This is a genomic window from Vibrio sp. WZ-1, from assembly GCF_052037695.1.
GTDB lineage: Bacteria > Pseudomonadota > Gammaproteobacteria > Enterobacterales > Vibrionaceae > Vibrio.
The window spans coordinates 112,927-136,877 of the sequence record NZ_JBQEQR010000075.1 but is presented as its reverse complement, the minus strand read 5'-3'; the positions used below and the strand labels follow the sequence as shown (position 1 = coordinate 136,877).

Here is a 23,951-nt window from a genome sequence, read left to right as displayed (position 1 = left end):
TTAACTGCACGCGCTCTTCTTCTGCTATATCTAATTCATTGCAGCCTAACGGACAGCTCTTTGGTCACAATTACAAGTAACGACCAATCAAATGATCTTTAAAGTGCTTAGCGTTTAAGACTTCACCAGTCGCTTGTGTGACCAAGTCATCAGTAGATAGCAGGCTTCCTTGGCTCCAAATGTTGTCAGATAACCATGTGAAGATTGGTGACAGATCACCGGAGTGAATCGCGCCATCTACATCCACGGTTTTCTTCATGGCCGCCATAAACTGCGCTGCGTACATTGCGCCTAGTGTGTATGAAGGGAAATAGCCAAATGAACCATCGGTCCAGTGGATGTCTTGCATACAACCGTTTTTGAAGTTCCCTTCTGTTGATAGACCAAGATAAGACTTCATCTTTTCATTCCACAACTCTGGCACGTCGGTATGTTTGATCACGCCATTCATCAGGTCGCGCTCAATCTCGTAACGTAGGATGACGTGAGCAGGGTAGGTCAACTCGTCAGCGTCAACTCGGATAAAGCCTTTCTCTACGTGAGTGTAGATTTTTGATAAGTTATCTTGTGCAAACTCAGGTCCTTCAAAGTGGTTCGAAGCCAGACGTGCTAGGTGTTCTACAAATCCTTGGCTACGACCGACTTGCATCTCAAAGAACAGAGATTGAGACTCATGGATTCCCATTGAGCGCGCTTGACCTGCTATGGTGCCCGCTAGCGATTTAGGTAAGCCTTGCTCGTAACGTGCGTGTCCTGTTTCGTGCACGATGCCCATTAGGGACTGAACGAACTCGCTCTCGTCATAACGAGTAGTAATTCGCACATCAGTTGGTACACCACCACAGAAAGGGTGAACACTTTCATCGAGACGGCCATGCTCAAAGTCGAACTGCAAAAGCTTCATGACTTCTAGACCCAATGCCTTTTGCTTTTCAGCAGGGTAGTGGCCGTTAGGCAGTAGAATATTGTTCGACTTTTGTTTTTCGATGGCGTCATCGATTAGGGTCGGTAGCCACGTTTTAACGTCTGCAAATAGAGCATCAAGTGAAGCGGAAGTTGTGCCAGGCTCATAAATATCTAGCATTGCATCGTAAGGCGTCGTGCAGTTGGCTTCAGCTCGGATTTGCGCTTCTTCTTGAGACAGTTTGACCACTTCAGCCCAGTTCTTTTCGAACCCAGCCCAGTCATTGTTACCACGTTGAGTACGCCAAGCGTGTTCGCACTTTGAGCCCGCTAGAGACTGAGCTTGAACCAATGACTCTGGTAATAAATTAGCCTGCTGCCAATCGCGTTTCATTTCGCGAAGTACGGCTTGCTCTTTAGCAGATAGTGACTCTTCTTCTGCTTGAGCAAACAGGTCACCAAGGTGTGGTTGAGTCATTAAAGAGTGGATGTGGACTTCTAATTCTGCCACTGCATTAGATCGAGCTTCTGCACCGCCTGCGGGCATAACTGCTGCCTGATCCCAACCAACAATGGATGCTAAATGACCGAAGTTGAAGACTTTATTTGAATGTTCGACGAGTTTTTGAAATGCGTTCATGTGACTACTCTTTTGTATTTTCTTTCCTTAAACGCCCCAAAGGGGTCCTTGAACCTAGGGTTCCTTCTTTTGATGCTGGATGCAGAACAAGATAAAGCATCAACAAATCACCGATAGCGAGATTATTTGAATTTACTATTTTTTAACAAATGATCCAGGTCTATTGTGCACAATTTCAGTAACTTGTATAGAGGTAGGATGCCTTTAGAAGGGGGGCAGTGTGTGCGGTAAAGTACGACTAATACGTTAGTGTGGCTTAAATTCGTAATGAAACGGTTGGCTTGCTTTCTGAACAGCTTCTTTTCGGTTACTTACATTCAGTTTTTTGTACAGTTTATAAACGTGGGTCTTTACTGTGCTTTCAGCAACAAATAACTCTTCCGCGATTTGCAGGTTTGAGTGACCTTGGACTAGTCGGTCAAGAATTTGTTTTTCGCGTTTGGTTAATGCTGAGCTGATATCTTGCGAGTTCATTGCGTAGGGGCGAATATCGCTGAGCATTTTCGCCATGACTTTTCTAGGTAGCCATAACTCTTGGTTTTCCACGGCTTGTATACATCGGGTTAGATGTTCAATAGGAGCATCTTCATATAGCATCCCTTTGAGGTTCAAACACGAGGCGAGCTTTAGCTCAACGATACTATGAGGTACGTCGTAAACAATAAGGTCTGCCTCAGTAGTACAGGCAGAGATAAAGCCATGATAATCATACTTTTCTAATTGTGCGTAAGATACCAGCACAATGTCGAATGTGCCTTGAATGGTTAAGTGACTGAAATCATAGATACTTTTCCTTGTAAACTTGTACTTATTACTTTTCTCTATTTCGCGGCGTAAAAATTGATTCTGTATACAATGATCTCCAACCAGAAGAATACTGAGTCTGCCGCTATTGTTTGCCCTACCGTGCATGACTGACCCCAAAGTAATAATTTTGTCTTAGCACTTATTGTTAACAATATCACCATAGTTCAGTGCTATTGCCCTTGCCATTCTTTACTGTCTCATCATTGGGAATGCCTATGGTTGTTGTGAAAGAAGTGGCTCAATAGATATATCCAGAGTGTCACTATACTTCCCTCCTGGTTTGTTAAAGGTGTCACCAATCACAAAGTTGAGAGCTATAGGAAGTCCCGACGTTGTTTCGCTATTGTTCACTTGAGCCTCTAGAAGGGCTAAGTCAATCACTTGATTATCAAACGATAGCTGGTAGCCGATGTCCCATTGAGAGTCATTGGATTGATGTCTTAATTTACCTTGGTGAGTGGAGGTTACGGTTATTTGATAAGGGCTATTACTTTGTACCCATAAGTTCGGAGCGTTACTGATCACTTTGTTTGAGTACAAGTTGCCCAAATCTAAGTCGTATTGCCGTTGAGTTAAGCCATAGAACTGTATTTTTGCGATCGGGCTAACGGCAACGTCCACAGTCGTCAGCGCAGGTGACAATGGTGTTTGATTAAACTCTGAGGCATAAGCTAATGCAAGTTGTAATGTTCCACTATAACTACCAGCAGGGAGCCACTGTTTTGCAGGGTAACGCATTTGTATGATGGCAGAGGGTGATTGTTCAGTTAGTACAAATTGCCACTGATTTGCAACGGAAGTACCGTTACCGCCTGCCCATATAAATGCTAATGATTGCTGGTTGTTATTCGTTAAAGTTGTTGTTGTGTCCTCCATTTGCAGTGACACCTCAACATGACAATTTTCGCCTACAACATCTGCGGAAGCTTTATAAGAGTTGGTCGTCGCATAAGGTCCGTGAGCAAAGACATCATAGCTAGAAGGTGTTGCGATAGGCTCAAGGCTCAGTGAGTTAATTTGGCAGCCTAACACCGAATTGGGCTGAAAGGCGGTAATGAATAAAATCAGGTAGAAGGATGATCTAATCAACATAGAGCTCTCCTAGTCTTATAAGGACTTCTTTTTGTTCACTTAAATCAATGGTGATGGTTTGCTTTTCTTTGGTATCGAGTTCGAGTTTATAGCGCTCAGGCTTTAGTCCAGATATCGCAAATAAACCATTCCTGTTTGTAAAGAATTCAATTGGCTGCTGTACATCAGTACCTAAGTAGCTTGCAGTTCCTGCGACAAGAGGGATGGGTTCTCCACTCGCTCTATCTATAAGAGTACCAATGACCGTCAACACAGCATCAGAACCAATCTGAAGTTCGTAACCTTGTTTATTTCCGGGATTAAGCCAAAAGGCACCCTCGCCAAGATCATAACCTGGAGGAAGGTCTTCTACTTCATAGCTAATAAGTTGTGTGTTGTAGGCGACCAGATCCGGGATTAATACATTATGTTGATTGGTACTATAAACACGAGCGTAGTCACCATCTTTGGTTGGGTCTACCGCGATAGCATTGTCTTCTAAGCTTGAATGCTTGCTCACAACTGCAAATGCTTCGCGGACAGGGCGGCCAATAGTAACCGAGGTTCCTGCAAAGGCGAGGGCGCTACCGATTTCTATTCTTGTGGAATGGTTTCGTCTGTCCTCATTCAGGTCTTCAAGACGGGATGAATGGTCTGCAATAAACTGGTATCGATTCGCCGCATAGTTAATGCCGAGATCGATGCTGGAGTCTGTCTCTCTGTCAGTAACGACGGATGCAAAACCAGATACCCCACCAGTGTTACCCACGTTGTTCTGGTAGGTGTAGTCGAGCGAAGCTTGATCAATTTCGCTAGAGTATCGTCCGACGACGCGAGACTGTTTGCTAAACGGCCAGCTTAGCGTAACCGTAGTGTTAACTTCATCAGAGTCTACCTCGTTATTCTGGTAGTATACGCGCGCACTCCAAGTGGCTGGCGTACCAAAAAAAGGACCAGATAAGCTAGGGCTGACTGACCAATAATCGTTATTTTCATCAAGGCCAGAGCGATAGTTGAATGTCACTGCGGCTCTTAAACTGTCATAAATGTAAACAGCAGCAAAAGCTGACGCGTAATGTGTGGTTAAATTTAAAGGTGATTGGGTTGATTCAAGGTCACTGACGCCAGAAAAATCCTCGGATTGATATTCGTAAACCAGACTAAGTTGAGGTTGCCATGAATTGGAGTCGGAAAACTCAGCATCAAATGCAACTTTATAGGCGTGTCCATTGCCCTGTTCAGGGTGGTGGCTTTGCGAACCAGAAAGCTCCGTAATGCCAAGAGAGTTCGCAAACAGAGCAGAAAAACCATATTGATATAGCTGTTCTCTTGTCTGACCGTTAACACCGAGAGTTAACCAAGGTGTTACTCCAAGATCTAGGTAACCATGAGCAAGCCTTTGATCTGACAAATAATCTATGGCGCCATTGTCAAAAAATGAAGGAGCGCCGTACATCAGGCTATATTCAAACTCTCCGCTGTCTAGTAGATCATTACCTGTCGCGATCGAAAACTGGATGCGCTCCTGTTGGCCAGATGAATCAGTAATTACGAGTTCGACATCGTTTGTCCCTTGAGCCAAAGGGATGTCACTTAAGTTGTAACTGCCTGCACCAAGAGTTAAACGTTGCACGACAATACCGTCGATCACCACGTCTACACTTGAGGTTCTTTGCAGCGTAAAGGATTGATTTGCCTTTGGCCGAACATTTCGGGTCGGAATAAGCGTAAAGTCACGCGTAACACCTAGCCCAAGTATATCCGCACCATCTTGAAAACTAGTGCCCGAGTTGTACATATCACCAAGGACTAGTCTGGTCCCTTGGATTGGGAAGTCGACGTCGAGGCGCGTGCCTTCTCTATTATATGTTGATTCTTTTTCAGAGCCATTTTCAAAGATGGACTCGTACTCTATGTTCAGTGAGCCAATATTCAGGCCAGAATCTAGTCGAGAACTGTATAGACTGGTTCTTGAGTTTCGATCATCAAAGGATTGGGTTTCATTTGCATTTAATGACACATTCAAATACCCGCTGTAAAAGCTCGGCTCTGTGTAATTAAAGTGATCATTGTTTTCAGAGAGTGAGATTTGCCGCGTGAGACTAAGCTCATTTGGAACGGTTAAAATGCATTCTAAGGTCGAAAGATCGAACTGCAAACCGAGTCCGACCTTTTCAAAGTCAGCTTGAGTGAGCGTTTCGAGGTCGTTTACTTCGCGAAGACCCTGGATGGCGCGTTGTGAGACGGAAGAAGATAACAGTGCTAGTGTACTTTCTTTGGGTAATACGATGGAGTCATCGGCGGTGATGGTAATAGAAGCCTCACCGAGCACGGTGTCACTTATTCTAACTAGAGAAACCAGTTCGATATCTCTACCAGTCGGGTTCAAAACGATTTCTTGGCTGAAGGAAACACTGCTTGTGAAAACCAGTGAGACCAAACTCAGTAAGAAAAATTTTAATAACGAACTCAATTCATTGCTCTTTTCCATGATATCGACCGGCAGGTAAGGTTGAAGTTGACGGTAACTTTATTGATGAATGAGGAGGTAAAAAGTGCTGTCCTATCTTACTTTGCAGCAAAGTATTAGCCTCTGAATTTAACTCACTAAAACGAATAAGAGAGGAAAACGTATATCGGTCTCCCTTATTTTGAAGCGTGATCGTGCCAAGTTGATCAATATTGGCGTATACGCGAGGTCTCAACGTTTGATCGAACACGTGAACTAGCGCGTTGTAATGTATATTTAAGTCAACATCAGTGGTTACATTATCGCGATGTAGGTTTTCTTCATTAGGTTTTACTTTAGCTTCGCTAAAACGAATAAAGTAGCTTTCTGATGGACTTATAGGTTTCCTATTTAACCACTGAACTCTAAACGTCTGATTTTTCCCCGGCATCAACATTGCTGCTGGTGGAAAAACTAAAATGTCATCCGTTAAGATATGACGAGTAGTGTATTTACCATCAGAAGTAAATACGAGCTGTTTAACTGTCACTTCAAGTGGTAGCTTGTTATTTGAATTGTTTGTGACAACCAACTGAGCATTGTTAGTCTTACTTGTATTTAGCTCTAAAACTGTAGGGGAGATAATAATAGCTGACGATGGGTAGCTAATTATTATTAGAATAAATACAAGTAGATTTATTAATCTCATTGTTACTCATCCTGATCAATTTCAATTGATAACTTAGAAGCATCAAATCCTTTAAGAGGCTGCATATCAAAATAACGTGTCGAGTGTGGTAACACTAATGTGCCCGCAATCAGTTTACTGATGTCGATGCCTTTAAGGTACTTTGAGTGATTGCCATCAGAAACTCGCCAGTTAGTTTTTGTCAGCCTTCCATAACTATTGCCCGTGTTTTCGACTTCAACGATCCATTTGCTTTTTACTTCTCTCACACTTTTGATGTCTAGAGCTGGTGCCGTGTTCTTCGGTCTTACATTTACCAGTGTATTGAACTGTAGAAGCAACCCTACTTGAGCGTTGTTGCTGTCACCTCGTTCAACTTTTACTTGCTTAACAGCAATACGGTATGATTTTGATTCAGTAATCGATGGGTCGCCTAAGTAACGGATCATGACAGATTGAGAACGACCAGGTTCAATAATGGCGGTTACGGGTATGACAAGTAGTTCGTCATCAGCAGCACGGATGGTTTCTTTACCATGCTCATCCATTGTCATCGAAAAAGGATAGAGCTCAACGGTGAGGGGCGCTCGGGAGGTGTTGTCTATACGCATGGACATCTGTGCTCGTTTGCCGAGAGGCTCCATTTCTGCAACCATAGGCTCGACTTTATAAGCGTGTGCATAAGAACAAACTAAAGATAGTAGTACTAAATTTATCCAACGAGACATGTTGAGCTCCATCAAGTTCATCGGTGTTGCTGTTGTTATAGGGAGGCCGTGCCTAAGCCTCCCGTTGGGGGGGGGAAAGAATATCGATTAATTTGATGTGATATTCACTGTTAACGTATCAGAGTAGCCGCCTGCCCATGCCGCGGTTTCGGTAGTGGCTACCGTTAAGGTTGCGCCAATACCACCGGCCAACGTTGATGAGCCAGGGTAAGCAACATCTACAGATACATCATTAAGACCAGGACCACCAGGCGCGTTCAGAACCAGTGGAGACAAACCAGTAGGAGTAAATGTCGCTGTATATTCAAGTGCAAAGTCCTCACTATCATCAGATTCTAAACCACCTTCAGAACTGGTTAGAGAAACGGTAGCACCATCAACATCATTACATTTCATTCCTAGATTGAGTGATACAGTTTGGATATTTGTTACATCACCAAAATCAAGAAGTTGAGTAGCAAGCCCTGTCACTTCACAAACAGGTGAAACATAACCAACTAATTGAACATCGCCCGGTGCAGCATTGACTTGAGTACCAAATAAAGCAGTAATTGCCGCTGCGCAAATCGTTAGTTTTTTCATAATAAGATTCCTTTAACTCAAGAGATAACATTCATGTTTAGCTCTAATCCTACCGAGCTAGCTTCCTGCAAAATTGCAGATTTCCTACTTTGTGACGTTATTAATTGATGGGTAAATATCAATTTCTATGACGTCTTTGTAATAGCCTGCGTATAACAAGCTATGCTCAAGTGTTACTCCTAGTTGCCCAATGCTGGAAAAAGGAATAGCACCAAAACTGTCTATTTTTACTGGTGTGGTAATATCCTCACTGTTTAGTTCTTTGGATATATTTATCGAGCTAACATCCAAGTTAACGGAATAACGAGTGAGGTTTACAAGTTCATTGTCTTCATGTTTAAGTCCGCCATTCTTTGAACTGATAGCAAGTATGACGGGTTGGTTGCAATATATTTCAAAAGGTAATGTTTTCGACACTTCTTCAGAAAAGTCCATAGTGTTATTCGCACCAAAATTTAACTCACATCGATCGTCGATATAGCCCGAAATATTCATTGATAAGCTGTCGGCTTGAACATGTCCCAATATCAAAAACTGGGATATCGTCAAACAAAACAAATTCGCAATGAGTCTGCACATCTGACGTCCTTAGTTAATTAATACGTTTGAACTAACAAAACTATAAGCCTCCCTATGAATAATGAAGTAGTAAACAAGTTGGAAGCTATACATAAAAGTTGTAGATATAGTTGTAGTTTTATATTTTGATGGTGAATTGGCCTAGAGTTGAGATTGGGCGTAAGAAGCTGATAATGAGATATTTAAACTGAAAAGTGGGCATTTCTATTGATGATGTAGCGCATTTACATGCTCATTTATAAAAATACACTTGCAGAACACACTGATTGGCGGTATTGATGGGTAATTCTCAATAACTCAATCAACGATATGGATATTTTAAATTTTGAGGCCTTTTTGGTTGCCATTACCATTTTGACCTTAACGCCTGGTTTGGATACTGCTTTGGTGATCCGTAATACCAGTCGGGCCGGGCTTAAAGATGGTTGCACAACCAGTCTAGGGATTTGTTTTGGGTTGTTTGTGCACGCTTTTTTCTCAGCGGTTGGCATCTCTGCCATTCTTGCGCAATCTGCGGAGCTGTTCCAACTTGTAAAAATGGTGGGTGCCGCGTATTTAATATGGCTTGGTCTAAGTAGTTTAAAAGCATTGATGAAGGCTAATGGCGGTATTGCAGTCTCAGAGCAAGTTCATCAAGCCTATAATGGAAAACGCTCTTTTAGAGAGGGTTTTCTTTCTAACGTATTGAATCCGAAAACAGCCGTGTTTTATCTTGCGTTCTTGCCACAGTTTGTGAATCCAGAAGGTTCACCGCTGTTACAGTCGATGACGATGGCGATGATACACTTTATGATTGCGATGGTTTGGCAATGTGGTTTGGCCGGCGCACTTAACTCGGCGAAAAGCTTGCTGAAAAATGCTCGCTTTATGAAATGGATGGAAGGGGCGACAGGTGCCGTATTAGTTGCCCTTGGTGTGAAGTTACTAGTAGAAAAGCCAGTCTAATGCGTGTTCTTATTCAACTGATATTAATTCTTCTCCTATTCATTGCTGCAATGGTTGGTATTGTCGCGTGGAAAGCGGTGCCGCAGCTTCAATTTGAACAGAGAGACATGGATTGGCAGTGGCATTGGTCATACTTCCATCCGTTTTCAAATGGTATCCAACAAGCTAGAACACAAGACACAAAGCAGCTTTTACTAAGACGCGTCTATCTAGAAGAGGCATTAGCTGTTTATGTTATGACGACGCTAGATAATAAGTTTGAGATAGACATCGTCAAAGAGGAACGTTGTAAGCCTGACTCTAGTATTTGGGCCATGGTATCGATTAACAACGAACCCGCATCCCATGTTCCTATGGTGTGTGACACTAGCGGGGAAACCTACTTTCATCGTCATGTCAGACCTAAGCTTGTCTCGCTTGAGTTTGGGGTAGAAAAAGCAGTTATCAATGAAGACTTTAAACAGTGGCCTATTGATGACATTAAAGTCGATCAGTTTAAACAACAGCATTCGTCGTTTTTTGAAAAGCAAGGGCAAGAAGTCGAACACCAATGGCTGAGAGATTAGCAAAATAAAAAAGCCCGCTGAAATCAGCGGGCTTAAAGTTTCTAACTCGGTTTATGCTTTTACTGCATCAAAATCATCAGATTGAGACGAGGATTTGAAGAATAGCTTCGTCTCTTCCAACACAACATGGCGTAGAGCAATCAAACCAATCAGGTTAGGGATTGCCATCAAACCATTCACAATATCAGCCAGAAGCCAAATCATGTCTAAGTGAAGGAAAGCTCCTGAAGCTACCAAACCAACGAAAATCAGTTTGTATGGCAGCACAGCTTTAGTACCGAACAGGAATACCACACAACGCTCACCGTAGTAGTTCCAACCAAGAATGGTGGTAAACGCGAAGAACATCAGGCCGATAGACACCAGCATTGGACCGAATGTCTCAGCATTCAAGCCTACAGCAAATGCGTGTGTTGTCATCGCTGCACCAGAGAAGTCACTTTGCCAAGCGCCAGTAAGGATCAAGGCTAGACCAGTCATAGTACAAATGATGATGGTATCGAAGAAGGTACCCGTCATTGAAATCAGGCCTTGTTTTACACAAGAGTCCGTTTTCGCTGCAGCCGCTGCCATCGGTGCACTACCCAAACCAGATTCGTTTGAGAATACGCCGCGAGCGATACCTGACTGGATTGCTAGCATAATGCTTGCACCCAAGAAGCCACCTGTCGCTGCGGTTGAAGTGAAGGCAGACACCAACACCAACTCAACAGCGTTTAGCAGTTGGTCAGCGTTCATGATGATCACACTCAAACAAGCCAGTACGTAAAATACTGCCATTGCTGGAACCACTTTACCTGCAACACTCGCGATGGATTTAATGCCACCCAAAGTGACAAACGCAACCAATAGAGTCAGGATGAAAGCAGCAAGTTCACGGTTTACACCGAGAGAAATTTCGCTGGCATCAAGAATCGCGTTCACTTGAGGGAAGGTACCGATACCAAAACACGCTACACCCAGTGCAAATACCGCAAACATGATCGCAAGCGCTTTCGAGCCAACACCATATTGTAGGTAGTACATAGGGCCGCCAATCATTTGGCCTTTGTCGTCAACGCGACGGTATTTCACCGCAAGAAGACACTCAGCGTATTTGGTTGCCATTCCGAATAGAGCCGCAAGCCACATCCAGAATAGGGCACCAGGGCCACCAAGTTTGATTGCGGTAGCAACACCAACGATGTTACCTGTACCAATTGTTGCAGACAGCGCAGTACACAGCGCAGCAAAGCTAGAAACGTCACCCTGTTTATCAGATGACTTATCTTTACGAAATACCATCGCTAACGCAGTTGGTAGGTGCTTAAACTGGATCAAGCCTAGGCTAAAAGTGAAGTAAACACCGGTTCCCACAAGCAAAAGTAGCAGTGGTGGACCCCAGACAAAGTTATCAATGGTTTGAAGTAAAGATTGTAGGTCGTTCATGATTTCCCCTTAATAAAACAACTAATAAGGAGAAGAGGGAAAGGACGAGATCAAAGATCTCTAATAGAGCCAAGCTATTTAAAGTAGGCGGGAACGCCAAATAGTTAGGTTGTTACTTTCCACTCCTCTGTCCTTTTGCCTGAGAGTTTCACCCTACACAAATGTGTAGGACTTGCTCCTTCGGCGACCGATTTAACGGTTCTCTCCAGAGGTTCCTCCAACTACAGTCCCCGCTACCTAAGTAGCACCTGAAATAGTTAATTCTTCGGCGAGTTACCTTAACTAAATGTTAAAATTTAGTTAATAACCACTCTCCTGCAGTCTTCATCGGAACATTTACTCAATCAAATGAGTAAAGGTTAGTTAATGATGCTGGTCACCATTAACGTGTGAACTCTATCATGTTTTGTTACCATTTCAACACCAAATGAAGATTTATTTTCAATACATTATGCGGATGTTGTGGCTTTGATTTCATAGGTTTGTTGATTAATTAAACAAATTACGTGCAATTGGGTTTATTCTTGGTGTGTATGGAAGGTCGGGGAAGGATTCTAGGGCGCGATGGGATTTCGATTGGCTGATGATATGTTGTTCAAATTAGAACATTAATTTGATCAAAACGGGAGCAATCGCTTTAAATTCTACGCTATGTTGACCGTATGCTCCGTAGAAATAGGTTACAATGAGTTTTTGCGAGACTGTCTATGGAGTCAGATAGGTTCTCAGAGTTGGACAAGGAGGCAGTATGACCAGATTGTTAGCCATTGCAGTATTGGTGGCGTTAGCGTTTGTGTTATTTCGTTATCGAACCAATGAAAAAGTCCAAAAAGCGACCGTCATTACCTTGATTGGCGCATTCTTAATTTATACCGCATCAATCATGATTGCGGAACTCACTCGCTAGCAAATCAGTAGATCCCTTGGAGTAAGATACGGTGACTTCTCAGAACAATATTGAAGATCAAGACGAAGTAGTTGTCATTGAGGAGCGCGATAAGCGTACTCATATTTATATTGCGATTGCGGCAGTGTTGGGTCTGGCATTTGGTGGTTTAGCTGGCTCGGCAATGACAGCGAGCAAGTGGGAGTCCACGTATCAAGTGTTGGAAGAAAAGTACCAAGCACTGACACAAGACAAAACTGACTTGGTCTCTCAAGTAAAAACACGTGAAGCGAGCCTAGATCAAGAAGTTGATGCAAAAGTAGCGACACTGTTGGCAGAGAAAGAAGAAGCTCATAAAGCCGAATTAAAAGCACTTCAAGAACAGTTAACCGAAGTCGAAAAAGTGAATCTTGCACTTGAATCACAAGTGAAAGAGCAGAAAAACAAATTAAGCAGCACCAAGAATGAAAACGACAAGTTGAATCGCCAAGCCGATATGCAAGCGACGATGTTCGAGCGTTCTCGAGAGGTGTTCCGCAAAGAATTACAAATATCGCAAGAGCTTGAGTCTCTTGAGAAAGAGCGCGAAGCACTATTGCCTAAAATTGAGAAGCTAAAGAAAGAGTGTGATGTTTTCTTAGAAGGCAAATCTTGGGATGTGAAATCTGACGCCTGTGATATGCACGATGAAGCAAACTCTCGTTTAAGCCAAGTTGACCAGCTTATTGAAGTCAATAAAATGGACTTAAAGCAGATTAAAGATATTACTGAAGACATGGGTTTATAGCACCATCGCTTCGGTAGTGAACCACATATTAAAAAGGAGCTCACTGAGCTCCTTTGTTGTATCTAATACCGTCTTAGTAAATAATCACTAATCAAAAATGTTAGCCTTGTTTTCTGACGTTTTTCCTGCGCTAACTCCAGTCACTTACTTACTGTGATTGGTATAATTTTACACTTTTCCTATTTTCATAAGCGTTAACCCTATCAGCCATTCGATAGTCTTATAACATGGTTGGCTGAGCTTATAAGCGACTAAGCTCTCTACCTGAGAGGTTAGCTCATAAACGTAAGGTTGATGATGTCTGCCTATCGTCATTTGGAAAGCAAGGCGCCATATCGCCAAGAACTGACCGTCTTCGAGAGCTTTCTGCCAACTCGCTATAAATACAGCCTCATTTTTTGAGAGATCTAACTTTTCAACCATTAGCTTGAGTAGGCGACCTTGCAGCGCACATGGAATATCTACTTTCTTTGCAAAGTGGTGGCTGATCCCCGTCCTCGATATCCCTGTCTGCTCACTCAACGTTGTGTAAGACATTTTCTCGTAACCAAGCGTTATCAATTGCTCTGTTGCAACATCGAGAATGGTGTTGATGGTGATTTGGGTATCTTCTTGTGTTCGGCGCGCCATAACTATTGCCAGTGTTGTGATTAAAAAAAGATACTACCACTTATCGTCCGCCATTCCATATCGGAAACCTAATATTGACGTTGTTCGCATGAGAAATGCGCATAACTGGCCATAAAAATAGCCAAGGTAACAACTTGTTTACATTTGCTTGTGGTGTGTAAATTGCTGATGGATATGATAATGCATTGATATAGCTCGCTTTCCGTATAATTGTCGTAAACGTTTGCTATTGCAAAATTATGTGTAACATAAATTTTACAATTGCCGTTTAAAACTGCGTAAAGCCAGATTTCCACTCATGTATTCCAATTTTTCTCCTCCTGCGCCAAGTTAGAAATATCGAACGAGAACGCATGTTCAAATACAGCAATGACATAAGGAGAAAGTCATGGTGGACACCTACAACCCATTAGGAACGGATGGATTCGAATTTGTGGAATACACAGCGGCGAATAGCGAAGGCATTGAACAATTAAAAGCGCTGTTTGTATCGTTGGGTTTTGCAGAGATCGCAAAACACCGTTCTAAAGAGGCTTGGCTGTACCGACAAGGTGACATCAGCTTTATCGTTAACGCCCAGCCGCACAGTCAAGCAGAAGGCTTTGCTAAAGTTCACGGCCCATCGGTTTGTGGCATGGCATTTCGTGTGAAAGACGCGAACGTTGCATTAAAGCAAGCGCTGGATAACGGTGGCGTTGAGTACAAAACTGAAATTGGTCCAATGGAGCTGAGCATTCCAGCGATATACGGTATTGGTGAAAGCCTTCTGCACTTCGTGGATCGTTACGGCAAGCAGAGTATTTACGATGTCGACTTCCGTTTCTATGACGATGCCGACGAGCGTTTAGCGAAAGCCGACGTTGGTATGTATGAAATTGACCATCTGACCCACAACGTGAAGCAAGGCAATATGGATGTGTGGTCAGGATTCTACGAGCGCATTGGTAACTTCCGCGAGATCCGCTATTTCGATATCGAAGGCAAACTGACTGGCCTCGTTAGCCGCGCAATGACCGCACCTTGTGGCAAGATCCGCATTCCAATCAATGAATCTTCTGATGACAAGTCACAGATTGAAGAGTTCATTCGTGAATACAACGGTGAAGGTATTCAGCACATCGCGCTGACCACCGATGATATTTATCAAACCGTTCAAACGCTCCGTGATCGCGGAATGGAGTTTATGCCGACGCCAGACACCTACTATGAGAAAGTGGACGAGCGTGTGAAAGGGCACGGTGAAGACGTCAACAAACTACGTGATTTACGAGTTTTAATAGACGGCGCGCCGACCAAAGACGGTATTTTGCTGCAAATTTTCACTCAGACTGTAATTGGCCCGGTGTTCTTTGAAATCATTCAACGCAAAGGCAACGAGGGCTTTGGTGAAGGCAACTTCAAAGCCTTGTTTGAATCGATTGAAGAAGACCAAATCCGCCGAGGAGTACTAAGCGATGCATAAATGGATCACATTCCCTCATCGGGAGGGAGTGTGCTCCAAGCAAGCACATGCTGATTTCCCGGAAGAGGCAATTTACGAACGTGAAGCAGGTCGAAGTGGATTCTTCGGCCCAGCAGCACACTTTCATCATCAACACGCACCGACAGGTTGGTCTGAGTGGGAGGGGGACTTACGTCCGCGCGCTTTCGATTTCAACCTAGTAGAAACGGCGAGCCAGATTTCGCCTTGGGCAGTGCCACACCTTCTACACAACGCAAACTGTAAGGTTCGCGTGTGGCGTATGGACGAGAAGATGGATTTCTTGGTGCGTAATGCTGATGGTGATGAGCTGCTATTCATCCATCACGGAACGGCCGACCTTTATTGCGACTACGGTCATTTAAAGGTGAGTGAAGGGGATTACGTGATGATCCCGCGCTCGACCAGTTGGCGTTTAGATCCAAGTGAACCGATGTTCGTTCTGATGATTGAAAACACCGATGCCGCTTATTCTTTGCCAGAAAAAGGCATGGTGGGCAATCATGCGGTGTTCGACCCAGCAGTACTGGAAACGCCTTCGATTAACGACGAATTTCGCGCGCAATACTCAGAAGAGCAAACACAGGTACAGGTGAAGCGTCACGATCAAGTCAGCGTCATTACTTATCCATTCAATCCACTTGATGCCATTGGTTGGCATGGTGACTTAGCGGTGGTGAAAGTGAACTGGCGTGATATTCGACCGTTGATGTCGCATCGTTATCACTTACCGCCTTCCGCACATACCACATTTGTTGGTGCTGGATTTGTGGTGTGTACGTTTGTACCTCGTCCGATCGAAAGCGACCCTGGCGCATTGAAGGTGCCGTTCTATCATAATAATGACGATTATGATGAAGTCTTGTTCTACCACGCGGGGGACTTTTTCAGCCGTGACAACATTGAAGCTGGTATGGTGACTTTCCATCCGGCGGGCTTCACACACGGCCCTCACCCGAAAGCGTTCAAAGCTGGTCAGGAATACAAGAAGAAGTTTACCGATGAAGTGGCAGTGATGATTGATACACGCCACGCGCTCGAGTTCTCTGATGAACTCGATAAGGTTGAAAACAAAGAATACGTCTATAGCTGGCAAGAGAAGTAAGGGGCAAGGATGAAATTAGCAACCAAGAAAAATGGCACTCGCGATGGTCTGTTGATGGTCGTGAGCAAAGACTTAACACTATGCGCACCTGCAACCGAAATTTTCCATGCAATGCACTTCGCGCCAACCATGCAAGTGGCATTGGATAATTGGGACAGAGTTGCGCCACAACTTGAAGAGCTTTATAGCGCATTAAATAGCGGTGACGTATCGGGATGCGAAGAGTTTGAATCCCACTATCTAGAGTCGCCACTACCTCGTGCATATCAATGGGCAGACGGCAGTGCGTATGTCAATCATGTGGAGCTGGTACGCAAAGCGCGCGGTGCAGAAATGCCGGAAAGCTTTTGGGCTGATCCTCTTATGTATCAAGGCGGTTCAGATGCGTTTATTGGCCCTTGCGACAACATTGAATTTGCCAGCGATGAGTGGGGCATCGATTTCGAAGGTGAAGTGGCGGTTATCACCGGTGACGTGCCGATGGGAGCAAGCATTGCCGAAGCGCAAGAATCGATTCGCCTCATCATGTTGGTCAATGATGTCTCACTACGCGGTTTGATTCCTGCGGAGCTCGCTAAAGGCTTTGGCTTCTTCCAGTCAAAACCGTCATCGGCGTTCTCTCCCGTCGCGGTAACACCAGATGAACTTGGTGAAGCATGGTACGAGAATAAAGTGCATCTGCCGCTCGTCTCAACCTACAATCACAAGCCGTTTGGATGCCCGAACGCTGGCGTTGATATGACGTTTGATTTCGCCGATTTAATTGTTCACGCCAGTAAAACCCGCCCGCTTTCTGCTGGGGCTATCATTGGCTCAGGTACGGTATCGAACAAGCAGGGCACCGAACATGGTACCTCTATCGAAGAAGGTGGCGTGGGGTATTCCTGTATTGCGGAAGTTCGCATGATTGAAACCATTCGTGATGGTAAGCCATCGACCAGCTTTATGTCGTTTGGTGACTCAATCAAGCTAGAGATGTTTGATGCAGATGGCAACTCGATTTTTGGTGCGATTGATCAGCAAGTCAGCCAATACCTTAAACACTAAGAATGAGAGGCAAGAGTAACGATGAGTGATAACATCACCCTCTATGGCTATTGGCGTTCTTCAGCAGCTTATCGCGTACGTATCTGTTTGAACTTAAAAGAGCTGGACTACGAATCTAAATCTGTCCATCTAGTACGTAATGGTGGCGAACAGCACAGTACTGAGTACCATGATTTGAATGCTTCTGAACTTGTACCAGTGCTGTTGGATGGTGATGTGCGCCTAAATCAGTCTCTTGCCATCATTCAGTATCTCGATGAGCGGTACCCATCAGTAGCGCTCATTCCTGAGCAATCACCACTGCGTTATCAAGCATTAGCGATGGCCCAAGATATCGCGATGGAAATTCACCCTCTTAATAACTTGCGCGTGTTGCAGTATCTAGAAGGGGAACTGTCTTGTGACCAAGAGACAAAAATCGAATGGATTCATCATTGGGTAAACCAAGGCTTTATGGCATTAGAAGAGAAGCTAAACCAGCATCGACAACAACACGGAAACTGTATCTACAGTGTGACTGACTCTCCCTCTGTTGTAGATATTTGCTTAGTGCCGCAAGTATACAATGCGTTGCGATTTGGCGTGGATATGACGCCTTATCCAGTGATCAAGTCGATTGTAGAAGCGTGTAATCAACTGCCCGTGTTTATTGATGCCATGCCAGAGAATCAACCTGACAACAATGGCTAGGCGACTTTAAGTGATCTCAGTATTTAGTTGTTTTTTGTTATTTTTAGTCCGTCTTTAGGGGGGCTACTTTTTTTCACTAAATTATCTTTGATGTGGCGTGTTAAGTAGACCAATAATTAGTCATAAGTCAGTCACAAAGCTAAGGCTCACAAATGAATAAAACGGTTTTAATAACAGGTGCTTCGGGTGGTATTGGTAACGAAATTTGTAGACAATTTTTAGCTGAGAGTTACGAGATAGTCGCTCTTGCAAGAACATTTCATGATTTTGAATTTCTAGACGACGAAAGAGTTAACTGTATTGAGTTTGATCTCACTAATCTATCCTCAATTCCAAGTTTGATAGCAGACTTACCCGTGATTGACGTTTTAGTAAATAATGCTGGAGTAATGGTTTCGGCACCATACGATGATTATCCTGCCACGATGCGAGAACTAACTCTTAAAGTGAACCTTGAAGCGCCTATTATTCTGATGACTGAAGTGGCTAAAAAGATGAAAGAACAAGGCTACGGCCGTATTATTAATAACACTTCTATTGCTGGTCAAGTAGGACACCCAGATGTTTGGTATGGTGTAACTAAATCAGGTTTACTTAATGCAACGAAAAGCTTTGCTAAATTACTAGGTTCATATGGAATTACGGTTAATGCTATTGCGAGTGGACCAGTGATAACTTCAATGATGGAGTCAATTGACCAAGATCGCCTTGACCATATAAAAGCATCAACATTAACAGGGCGCTTTGCTTATCCGACAGAGGTAGCGAAGACAATTTGCTGGTTAGGTTTACATAGTCCTGATTATATTAACGGAAGTTGCATCGATCTCAACGATGGCGTGTTAATGAGATAAGTTAGTTAAGCGGCAGAAGTCGAACACCGTCATAGATATGAGTTCAATAGTTATATGAGGCCCAAATACAAAATCGTTAGAGTCAGAAACAGAGTATGTGGTTCAACCCATCTCGCTCCTAAAGTGCCACGGATGGTTAGCTTTCTCCCGCAAAATTCATCGGTTTTGTTGCTCTGGTGTAGTTTTCCCATTAGGCTTTGAGCAACTAGTTGTTTTGGGCGCATTTTATCTATGACCAACATCTTTATCATTGTTGTTCTGTTAGTTGTTTTTTTCTTCATTATTCAAAAGTATGTCGTTAAACAGGATGATACGAAAGATTACCCATATCGTTCTAAAGGACCAGTATTGAAAGGGCCAGAAAGTGCGTTTTTCAATGCATTGCGAGCTGCGGTCGGTGAGCACGGAGTCGTACTTGCCAAAGTTAATATGTCCAACGTCGTTGTTCCAAAGGACATTAAAAACAAGAAACAGTTTTTCGTTGCAAGCAATCGCATCTCACGTAGTTACTTCGACTATGTTATTTGTGATCCAAGAACGCTGGAACCTCGAGTTATTATTGAACTTGATAACGGTCAGCAGCTGCATAAAGGTAAAGTTGAACGCCAAAAGCTATTGATGCACGTATGTAAATCGGCGAATTTACCTTTGATTGGTGCGTCAGTAAAACACAGCTACCAAGTCGGCCGTTTACGCCGCTTATTGGCCGCGCATATTGATTTGATTGAGCCTGATAAAGAAATACGTTTTTGTAAGAAGTGCGGCAGCCCGATGATCATTAGAACGGCAAGCCAGGGAGATTTTAAAGGGAGACGATTCTTTACTTGTAGCCGTCAACCTAACTGTACTTACACCGAGAACTACAATGTGGTGTTCGATACAGAAAGTGAATAGATTCTGTTTGCTAGCATAGTTGTTTTAAGAGAGGCTTTGGCTCACTAGTCGAAGCCTTTTTCGTTTCTATAAGTTTACAAGACTTGTACTTCACAGCAGTAGCGCCAAGAACTCCTATACTTTGATAAAGAAAGAAGAATAGGGAAGTACTATGCGATATGGATGGATTCTTTCAGCTCTGCTACTTGCATTCAGTAGCAATGCTCAGCAGTCACTCAAACCACTTGAATGCCAACTGATAGACACACCGCAAGACCATTTCTTATTTTATCGTGAGCAGATGGTTTATCACAGCGAGCAGTTTGTGATTTTCCAAAACTTTAAGGGGCGGGTAAGCACACAAGTTGACCTTAAAACTGGCGAACTGATCCGCACGACGTACATTGGTGAACCGTTTGAACCTAAATATCAAATTCTGTTTGGCTACTGCCCAAATGTGTCCCAAGTGCTACAGATTTGGATGCTCAATGAAGTGCCCTATGATAATTAACCCAAAACATAAAAGTTAAGTAGATCACACTTTTAAGCCCAGTCTAGCCTGGCTTTGACGATAAAATCGTCTGAAAACGGGCGTTGAGTTTAGATTTTCACCAAACGATTCAAAGTTAGTGAATTTATACTTGCACCCCTCATAGGATATAGCTAATATCCTTCTCGTTCTTAAGGAATGGGTCCGTAGCTCAGTTGGTTAGAGTACTACCTTGACATGGTAGGGGTCGGCGATTCGAGTTCGCCCGGACCCACCACTCCTTAAAGTCATACTAAAACCAAAGTATGCTGAACATTAAATTTGGGTCCGTAGCTCAGTTGGTTAGAGTACTACCTTGACATGGTAGGGGTCGGCGATTCGAGTTCGCCCGGACCCACCAAATTTAGTTCTTCGTGAACAAACGCAAAGCCCGCTAACTTAGCGGGCTTTGTTGTATCTGGCGTTTAAATATTTCTTGTCTAACTGTAGCCTGTCATCGTAAGCGAGTGATTTCGCTTCATCGCTGAAGTGGTAACTGATCTAATGCTGCCCACAGAATTCATTAATGGTAAATAGTCTGCCACTTATCACTGGTCACTAGCAAAGCTAAGTAACAAAGAATAGAAAGTCCTTTCCTTCATCCAACCGTTTTTTACGCTCATTACTTCAATTTCATTGTGAATAAGTGGGTCGAAGTCAGCTTGATGTAATATTTCAAGATCTTTCTGGTTAAGTGTAAACACACGACCGAATCGTTCTGGAAAGTATTGTTTAAGTTGGTAAAGCGGCTTAATTACATGTTTAAATCCCCTGAAATCGTTTGGGTACTCAATATTATTCAAGGTAGTAGAAATACGGTAGAGTGCCTGAACACGCGGTAAGGTATTATTGGTTTCTGTTGTTGGTAATTCCATCGTAACTCCTTTCCTAAATATCACTTTACTGCTTGAGAGAAGTCTTGCGAAATCATCGACCGAGCAAGTTTGAGGAAGAGGGTGAGCCACTCTTTTGGTTGAAACATACTTTTGAGATCAGGGTCGGCTACAAACCAATGGTCTAAATAGTACTGGGTTTTACTAATATTACTGGTGAAGCACTTGGTAATAAGCGAGTTAGTCAGATCAAACGGAATAAGTTGCCGCGTGAACTCAGTAGAGTAGTCCTTTTTAGCAAAAAAGATAGGGATGGCAGCTTCTTGCTCAATCGTGTCATGATTTATAGCTTGATGAACATATTGTAGTGTAACAACTCCAGTTAGCCCCAATTTTTTTGCAAATCATAGGGCTGTGAAGCGCATATAAATTAATGAGTGTACCCCTGTCCTTAAATGTCATATTGGAGTTGCGTAGCCCAGCTTGAGGTAGGGCGTCTCTTGTGTGCTCTGGATACTTGCTGCTGAAACAGGAATAAAATCCATCTTAAGCAAAGCTACTGTATTCTTATAGTTAATTATAATGATAGGCCGAGAGCAAAAATATTTCCTATAACGCTAACAAGATTCGTGTTTTAGAACCTCCTCTTCGTAAGCTCACAGGCTCATTGTCTCGTTCTGAATTCTTATCATATAGACACGTCAACAACAAATATAGCATCAAGCGGTTGATTTTTAAGCGACAAAATTGAGCACAGTGTGATGATTTTCACGAATATGGATCATTCGAATCTAGTGCTAAAGTTTTGCATTTGGTTGTTATGTCAATTGTTGTATAACAATTAAATTTATATCAAAGCAAACATTATTTTTAGTTATCAAAGGAACTACTATGTTTTTAAACCGTTTATCAATGAGTGAAAAGCAGGCATTTCTTGTTCTTGCTCATCATGTTGCGCATTCTGACAATGACTTTTCGATGGAAGAAGAAGTCTTGATTGCAAAATACTGCATGGAAATGCAAATGGACGATATTGAATATGATGAAGCGAGGTTTGATCTGGCTTCAGTGCTCAATACGTTTGAGTGTGATAGCCATCAGAAAATTGCGTTACTTGAGTTAATGGCGCTTATTTACGCGGATGGAGAAGTTGCTAAGCAAGAGCAGCGACTATTGGATGACATGATTGCGCATTTTGGCCTTAATCCAAACTTGGCGATTGTTTACCGTGAATGGTCTAAAAATATCTTATCGCTTTTCACTCAAGGTGAAGCATTGATCCACCTATGAGTTACCCGTGCACCCGTTGCGGCTTGTGTTGCCGACAAATTCAACATGTGCCTGAGTTGAAAAGCTATCACAATGGTGATGGCATTTGCCTGTATTTCAATGCTGATGTTGGCTGCACAATATATCAAGAGCGACCTTTAGTGTGCCGAATTGATGAAGGGTATCAGCAGCTTTTTGAAAACCAGTTTTCATTAACAGATTACTATCTTAAAAATGCCGAAATATGCAATCACATGCAAACAAAAGCCGAACTTCCAAGTCATTACAGAGTTAAATTATAAGATGGACAAACATCAACTATTGCAGTTTTTACCTGCGGATGAGCAAAATATAAACCGTTTGCTGTATTTGAAAAATAACGCGACTAAACCACGTATAGCAGTATTTGGGAAATATAATCACGGCAAAAGTACATTATTAAATGCAATGGTGGGCGAAGCGATTTTCAAAGCAACAGATAAACGCGAAACCATTGAGAACAAAGAGCTTGAACAAGATCATGTTATTTGGATTGACACCCCTGGGCTCGATGCCGATGTGCATAAACAAGATGATAAAGCTGCCATTAAAGGTGCGTTTGAAATGGCTGATTACTTGTTTTTAGTTCACCAAGCACAAGCGGGTGAGCTAGATAAGTATGAGATGCAGATTTTCCAACAATTAGCACGTCAGGACAAGAATTACAGTAAGAAGATGTTTTTAGTCTTAACGCAAATTGATCAAAAGTCTGCCGATGAAGTAGCTATTGTTGAGGAGAAAATTCGTCAGCAATTACTAACGAGTCTTGATCTACGCGAACTACAAATCATTTCTGTATCAGCGCATCGCTATAACCGAGGTCTTCAAGAAGACAAAGCGGTTTTCTGCGAAAAGAGCGGTATTCACGCGCTATTTGATCTGACTGCGACTTTAGTGTCCGAGATTGATGGATTACGCAAGAAAGAAATGAAACGTTTGAAGTCTAAATTATTGTTGGATTTTTCTGCGCAAAAAGAGGCATTGAATGCGGAGTTAAAAGGGCTACGTTCTCAGCAGAGCAGTGAACTAAGCAAGTTAAAGCGTGACGTAAAACAATTATCATCAGCCTTGGTATGACCAAGATAAATAATGTAAATAGTGGGAGTTAATTATGGCTATTCCTTGGTTAATTGGGGCAGCAGTGGTAGGTGTCGTTGGTGTTGTCGGTGCCGCATTATCTGATGATGACTCAAGTTCGAGTGCTAGCTCTGGCTCACGAGAATTAGAGCGAGAGAGAGAAAGAGCAGAAGCTGAGCGTAAATTAAAATTAGCAAAGGCGAAACTCGAGCAGCGTGAACGACAGGTTGCGGAGCAAAATCGAGCGCACGTCAATCGTTTTATTAATAAATATAGCTTGTCGATTTCAGCAGATTCATTAGTCGCGGCATCAAAAAATAGCAATCTTGAAGTCACGGCAATTCAAGCATTTCAAGAAAGCAAAAAATCGACAAAACGGGCACAGCAAATCGAACGAATTAGTAAGCAGCTAGAAGAAATGAAGCAGCTTGAAAACGATTTAATCAATTTGTAAGAGAATGGAAAA

At 43.0% G+C, this 23,951-nt stretch carries 26 protein-coding genes, 2 tRNA genes and 1 riboswitch; of the genes, 17 read left to right on the top strand and 11 right to left on the bottom strand.

Annotation, left to right across the window (positions count from 1 at the left end; genetic code table 11):
- Nucleotides 1-70: 70 nt before the first annotated feature.
- The 8 genes from ACTS60_RS11790 to ACTS60_RS11755 all read right to left on the bottom strand — a co-directional run bounded on the left by ACTS60_RS11790 (nt 71) and on the right by ACTS60_RS11755 (nt 8,447).
- Nucleotides 71-1,543, bottom strand: a complete 1,473-nt coding sequence (locus ACTS60_RS11790; RefSeq protein WP_440888390.1) for a carboxypeptidase M32 — start codon at nt 1,541-1,543, stop codon at nt 71-73.
- A gap of 246 nt (nt 1,544-1,789) precedes the next feature.
- On the bottom strand, nt 1,790-2,455 hold the full coding sequence (locus ACTS60_RS11785; RefSeq protein ID WP_440888389.1) for a LuxR C-terminal-related transcriptional regulator: 666 nt from the start codon (nt 2,453-2,455) through the stop codon (nt 1,790-1,792).
- Nucleotides 2,456-2,563: 108 nt separating this feature from the next.
- Nucleotides 2,564-3,442, bottom strand: coding sequence for a hypothetical protein (locus tag ACTS60_RS11780; protein WP_440888388.1), 879 nt, complete (start codon nt 3,440-3,442; stop codon nt 2,564-2,566).
- Nucleotides 3,432-5,816 (bottom strand): fimbria/pilus outer membrane usher protein, encoded by a 2,385-nt coding sequence (locus tag ACTS60_RS11775; RefSeq protein ID WP_440888513.1) that lies wholly within the window; start codon nt 5,814-5,816, stop codon nt 3,432-3,434. Before ACTS60_RS11775 ends, ACTS60_RS11780 begins: the two co-directional genes overlap by 11 nt.
- 79 nt (nt 5,817-5,895) lie before the next feature.
- Nucleotides 5,896-6,579, bottom strand: coding sequence for a fimbria/pilus periplasmic chaperone (locus tag ACTS60_RS11770; RefSeq protein ID WP_440888387.1), 684 nt, complete (start codon nt 6,577-6,579; stop codon nt 5,896-5,898).
- Between the two features lie 2 nt (nt 6,580-6,581).
- Complete coding sequence (locus tag ACTS60_RS11765; protein ID WP_440888386.1) at nt 6,582-7,286, bottom strand: molecular chaperone; 705 nt, start codon at nt 7,284-7,286, stop codon at nt 6,582-6,584.
- An 87-nt stretch (nt 7,287-7,373) separates the two neighbouring features.
- Nucleotides 7,374-7,868 (bottom strand): hypothetical protein, encoded by a 495-nt coding sequence (locus ACTS60_RS11760; RefSeq protein ID WP_440888385.1) that lies wholly within the window; start codon nt 7,866-7,868, stop codon nt 7,374-7,376.
- Between the two features lie 84 nt (nt 7,869-7,952).
- Nucleotides 7,953-8,447, bottom strand: coding sequence for a hypothetical protein (locus ACTS60_RS11755; RefSeq protein WP_440888384.1), 495 nt, complete (start codon nt 8,445-8,447; stop codon nt 7,953-7,955).
- 309 nt (nt 8,448-8,756) lie between these two features.
- Between ACTS60_RS11755 and ACTS60_RS11750 the strand changes: the two genes are divergently transcribed.
- Nucleotides 8,757-9,392 carry a LysE family translocator gene (locus ACTS60_RS11750; protein ID WP_440888383.1) on the top strand — a complete coding sequence of 212 codons (636 nt, stop codon included), beginning with the start codon at nt 8,757-8,759 and terminating at the stop codon, nt 9,390-9,392.
- The gene (locus tag ACTS60_RS11745; RefSeq protein WP_440888382.1) at nt 9,392-9,958 is read left to right on the top strand and encodes a threonine transporter RhtB; all 567 of its coding nucleotides are present in this window, start codon (nt 9,392-9,394) and stop codon (nt 9,956-9,958) included. The genes ACTS60_RS11750 and ACTS60_RS11745 overlap by 1 nt, the downstream gene beginning before the upstream one ends.
- A gap of 51 nt (nt 9,959-10,009) precedes the next feature.
- Here the strand turns inward: ACTS60_RS11745 and ACTS60_RS11740 are convergent, their stop codons facing one another.
- Nucleotides 10,010-11,386, bottom strand: a complete 1,377-nt coding sequence (locus ACTS60_RS11740) for an alanine/glycine:cation symporter family protein (RefSeq protein WP_010447826.1) — start codon at nt 11,384-11,386, stop codon at nt 10,010-10,012.
- A gap of 117 nt (nt 11,387-11,503) precedes the next feature.
- A riboswitch (glycine riboswitch) is annotated at nt 11,504-11,605 on the bottom strand.
- Nucleotides 11,606-12,134: 529 nt separating this feature from the next.
- Here ACTS60_RS11740 and ACTS60_RS11735 point away from each other — a divergent pair.
- Both ACTS60_RS11735 and ACTS60_RS11730 read left to right on the top strand, forming a co-directional pair.
- Entirely contained in the window at nt 12,135-12,293 is a 159-nt protein-coding gene (locus ACTS60_RS11735) for a hypothetical protein (protein ID WP_010447828.1), read from the top strand.
- A 31-nt stretch (nt 12,294-12,324) separates the two neighbouring features.
- Nucleotides 12,325-13,059: a chromosome partitioning protein ParA gene (locus ACTS60_RS11730; protein WP_440888381.1), complete on the top strand. Its 735-nt coding sequence runs from the start codon at nt 12,325-12,327 to the stop codon at nt 13,057-13,059.
- A 168-nt stretch (nt 13,060-13,227) separates the two neighbouring features.
- Here ACTS60_RS11730 and ACTS60_RS11725 read toward each other — a convergent pair whose 3' ends face one another.
- Nucleotides 13,228-13,689: a TetR family transcriptional regulator gene (locus ACTS60_RS11725; RefSeq protein WP_138941110.1), complete on the bottom strand. Its 462-nt coding sequence runs from the start codon at nt 13,687-13,689 to the stop codon at nt 13,228-13,230.
- A gap of 388 nt (nt 13,690-14,077) precedes the next feature.
- Between ACTS60_RS11725 and hppD the strand changes: the two genes are divergently transcribed.
- From hppD to ACTS60_RS11680, 9 genes are all read left to right on the top strand, one after another.
- Nucleotides 14,078-15,151, top strand: coding sequence for a 4-hydroxyphenylpyruvate dioxygenase (gene hppD / locus ACTS60_RS11720; RefSeq protein WP_440888380.1), 1,074 nt, complete (start codon nt 14,078-14,080; stop codon nt 15,149-15,151).
- Entirely contained in the window at nt 15,144-16,274 is a 1,131-nt protein-coding gene (locus ACTS60_RS11715; RefSeq protein WP_088880889.1) for a homogentisate 1,2-dioxygenase, read from the top strand. The genes hppD and ACTS60_RS11715 overlap by 8 nt, the downstream gene beginning before the upstream one ends.
- Before the next feature lie 9 nt (nt 16,275-16,283).
- Nucleotides 16,284-17,321 carry a fumarylacetoacetate hydrolase family protein gene (locus tag ACTS60_RS11710; protein WP_440888379.1) on the top strand — a complete coding sequence of 346 codons (1,038 nt, stop codon included), beginning with the start codon at nt 16,284-16,286 and terminating at the stop codon, nt 17,319-17,321.
- 21 nt (nt 17,322-17,342) lie between these two features.
- Nucleotides 17,343-18,011 carry a maleylacetoacetate isomerase gene (maiA, locus tag ACTS60_RS11705; RefSeq protein WP_440888378.1) on the top strand — a complete coding sequence of 223 codons (669 nt, stop codon included), beginning with the start codon at nt 17,343-17,345 and terminating at the stop codon, nt 18,009-18,011.
- A gap of 152 nt (nt 18,012-18,163) precedes the next feature.
- Nucleotides 18,164-18,865 (top strand): SDR family NAD(P)-dependent oxidoreductase, encoded by a 702-nt coding sequence (locus ACTS60_RS11700; RefSeq protein WP_440888377.1) that lies wholly within the window; start codon nt 18,164-18,166, stop codon nt 18,863-18,865.
- Nucleotides 18,866-19,096: 231 nt separating this feature from the next.
- Nucleotides 19,097-19,759, top strand: coding sequence for a DUF2726 domain-containing protein (locus ACTS60_RS11695; RefSeq protein WP_010447841.1), 663 nt, complete (start codon nt 19,097-19,099; stop codon nt 19,757-19,759).
- 151 nt (nt 19,760-19,910) lie between these two features.
- A complete protein-coding gene (locus ACTS60_RS11690) occupies nt 19,911-20,249 on the top strand; it encodes a hypothetical protein (RefSeq protein ID WP_440888376.1) in 339 nt (112 codons plus the stop codon).
- 179 nt (nt 20,250-20,428) lie between these two features.
- A tRNA-Val gene (locus ACTS60_RS11685) sits at nt 20,429-20,505 on the top strand.
- Between the two features lie 46 nt (nt 20,506-20,551).
- A tRNA-Val gene (locus ACTS60_RS11680) sits at nt 20,552-20,628 on the top strand.
- A 187-nt stretch (nt 20,629-20,815) separates the two neighbouring features.
- Here the strand turns inward: ACTS60_RS11680 and ACTS60_RS11675 are convergent.
- Nucleotides 20,816-21,142 carry a hypothetical protein gene (locus ACTS60_RS11675; protein ID WP_440888375.1) on the bottom strand — a complete coding sequence of 109 codons (327 nt, stop codon included), beginning with the start codon at nt 21,140-21,142 and terminating at the stop codon, nt 20,816-20,818.
- A gap of 849 nt (nt 21,143-21,991) precedes the next feature.
- On the opposite strand from ACTS60_RS11675, the gene ACTS60_RS11670 reads away from it, so the two are divergent.
- The 4 genes from ACTS60_RS11670 to ACTS60_RS11655 are packed head-to-tail and all read left to right on the top strand — an operon-like array spanning nt 21,992 to nt 23,939.
- Nucleotides 21,992-22,390 carry a TerB family tellurite resistance protein gene (locus tag ACTS60_RS11670; RefSeq protein ID WP_440888374.1) on the top strand — a complete coding sequence of 133 codons (399 nt, stop codon included), beginning with the start codon at nt 21,992-21,994 and terminating at the stop codon, nt 22,388-22,390.
- The gene (locus ACTS60_RS11665) at nt 22,387-22,671 is read left to right on the top strand and encodes a YkgJ family cysteine cluster protein (RefSeq protein WP_440888373.1); all 285 of its coding nucleotides are present in this window, start codon (nt 22,387-22,389) and stop codon (nt 22,669-22,671) included. Before ACTS60_RS11670 ends, ACTS60_RS11665 begins: the two co-directional genes overlap by 4 nt.
- Nucleotide 22,672: 1 nt before the next feature.
- Nucleotides 22,673-23,485 (top strand): GTPase, encoded by an 813-nt coding sequence (locus ACTS60_RS11660; protein WP_440888372.1) that lies wholly within the window; start codon nt 22,673-22,675, stop codon nt 23,483-23,485.
- A gap of 34 nt (nt 23,486-23,519) precedes the next feature.
- Entirely contained in the window at nt 23,520-23,939 is a 420-nt protein-coding gene (locus tag ACTS60_RS11655) for a hypothetical protein (RefSeq protein WP_440888371.1), read from the top strand.
- Nucleotides 23,940-23,951 lie beyond the last annotated feature (12 nt).

Bases quoted from the DNA above. Each gene is read 5' to 3' on its own strand.
- ACTS60_RS11710 (WP_440888379.1), top strand. From the start codon at position 16,284: ATGAAATTAGCAACCAAGAAAAATGGCACTCGCGATGGTCTGTTGATG.
- ACTS60_RS11660 (WP_440888372.1), top strand. From the start codon at position 22,673: ATGGACAAACATCAACTATTGCAGTTTTTACCTGCGGATGAGCAAAAT.
- ACTS60_RS11765 (WP_440888386.1), bottom strand. From the start codon at position 7,286: ATGTCTCGTTGGATAAATTTAGTACTACTATCTTTAGTTTGTTCTTAT.
- ACTS60_RS11695 (WP_010447841.1), top strand. From the start codon at position 19,097: ATGACCAACATCTTTATCATTGTTGTTCTGTTAGTTGTTTTTTTCTTC.
- ACTS60_RS11700 (WP_440888377.1), top strand. From the start codon at position 18,164: ATGAATAAAACGGTTTTAATAACAGGTGCTTCGGGTGGTATTGGTAAC.
- ACTS60_RS11670 (WP_440888374.1), top strand. From the start codon at position 21,992: ATGTTTTTAAACCGTTTATCAATGAGTGAAAAGCAGGCATTTCTTGTT.
- ACTS60_RS11735 (WP_010447828.1), top strand. From the start codon at position 12,135: ATGACCAGATTGTTAGCCATTGCAGTATTGGTGGCGTTAGCGTTTGTG.
- ACTS60_RS11790 (WP_440888390.1), bottom strand. From the start codon at position 1,543: ATGAACGCATTTCAAAAACTCGTCGAACATTCAAATAAAGTCTTCAAC.
- ACTS60_RS11725 (WP_138941110.1), bottom strand. From the start codon at position 13,689: ATGGCGCGCCGAACACAAGAAGATACCCAAATCACCATCAACACCATT.
- ACTS60_RS11715 (WP_088880889.1), top strand. From the start codon at position 15,144: ATGCATAAATGGATCACATTCCCTCATCGGGAGGGAGTGTGCTCCAAG.
- ACTS60_RS11780 (WP_440888388.1), bottom strand. From the start codon at position 3,442: ATGTTGATTAGATCATCCTTCTACCTGATTTTATTCATTACCGCCTTT.
- ACTS60_RS11740 (WP_010447826.1), bottom strand. From the start codon at position 11,386: ATGAACGACCTACAATCTTTACTTCAAACCATTGATAACTTTGTCTGG.
- ACTS60_RS11770 (WP_440888387.1), bottom strand. From the start codon at position 6,579: ATGAGATTAATAAATCTACTTGTATTTATTCTAATAATAATTAGCTAC.
- ACTS60_RS11785 (WP_440888389.1), bottom strand. From the start codon at position 2,455: ATGCACGGTAGGGCAAACAATAGCGGCAGACTCAGTATTCTTCTGGTT.
- ACTS60_RS11675 (WP_440888375.1), bottom strand. From the start codon at position 21,142: ATGGAATTACCAACAACAGAAACCAATAATACCTTACCGCGTGTTCAG.
- ACTS60_RS11750 (WP_440888383.1), top strand. From the start codon at position 8,757: ATGGATATTTTAAATTTTGAGGCCTTTTTGGTTGCCATTACCATTTTG.
- hppD (WP_440888380.1), top strand. From the start codon at position 14,078: ATGGTGGACACCTACAACCCATTAGGAACGGATGGATTCGAATTTGTG.
- ACTS60_RS11760 (WP_440888385.1), bottom strand. From the start codon at position 7,868: ATGAAAAAACTAACGATTTGCGCAGCGGCAATTACTGCTTTATTTGGT.
- maiA (WP_440888378.1), top strand. From the start codon at position 17,343: ATGAGTGATAACATCACCCTCTATGGCTATTGGCGTTCTTCAGCAGCT.
- ACTS60_RS11665 (WP_440888373.1), top strand. From the start codon at position 22,387: ATGAGTTACCCGTGCACCCGTTGCGGCTTGTGTTGCCGACAAATTCAA.
- ACTS60_RS11655 (WP_440888371.1), top strand. From the start codon at position 23,520: ATGGCTATTCCTTGGTTAATTGGGGCAGCAGTGGTAGGTGTCGTTGGT.
- ACTS60_RS11690 (WP_440888376.1), top strand. From the start codon at position 19,911: ATGCGATATGGATGGATTCTTTCAGCTCTGCTACTTGCATTCAGTAGC.
- ACTS60_RS11755 (WP_440888384.1), bottom strand. From the start codon at position 8,447: ATGTGCAGACTCATTGCGAATTTGTTTTGTTTGACGATATCCCAGTTT.
- ACTS60_RS11745 (WP_440888382.1), top strand. From the start codon at position 9,392: ATGCGTGTTCTTATTCAACTGATATTAATTCTTCTCCTATTCATTGCT.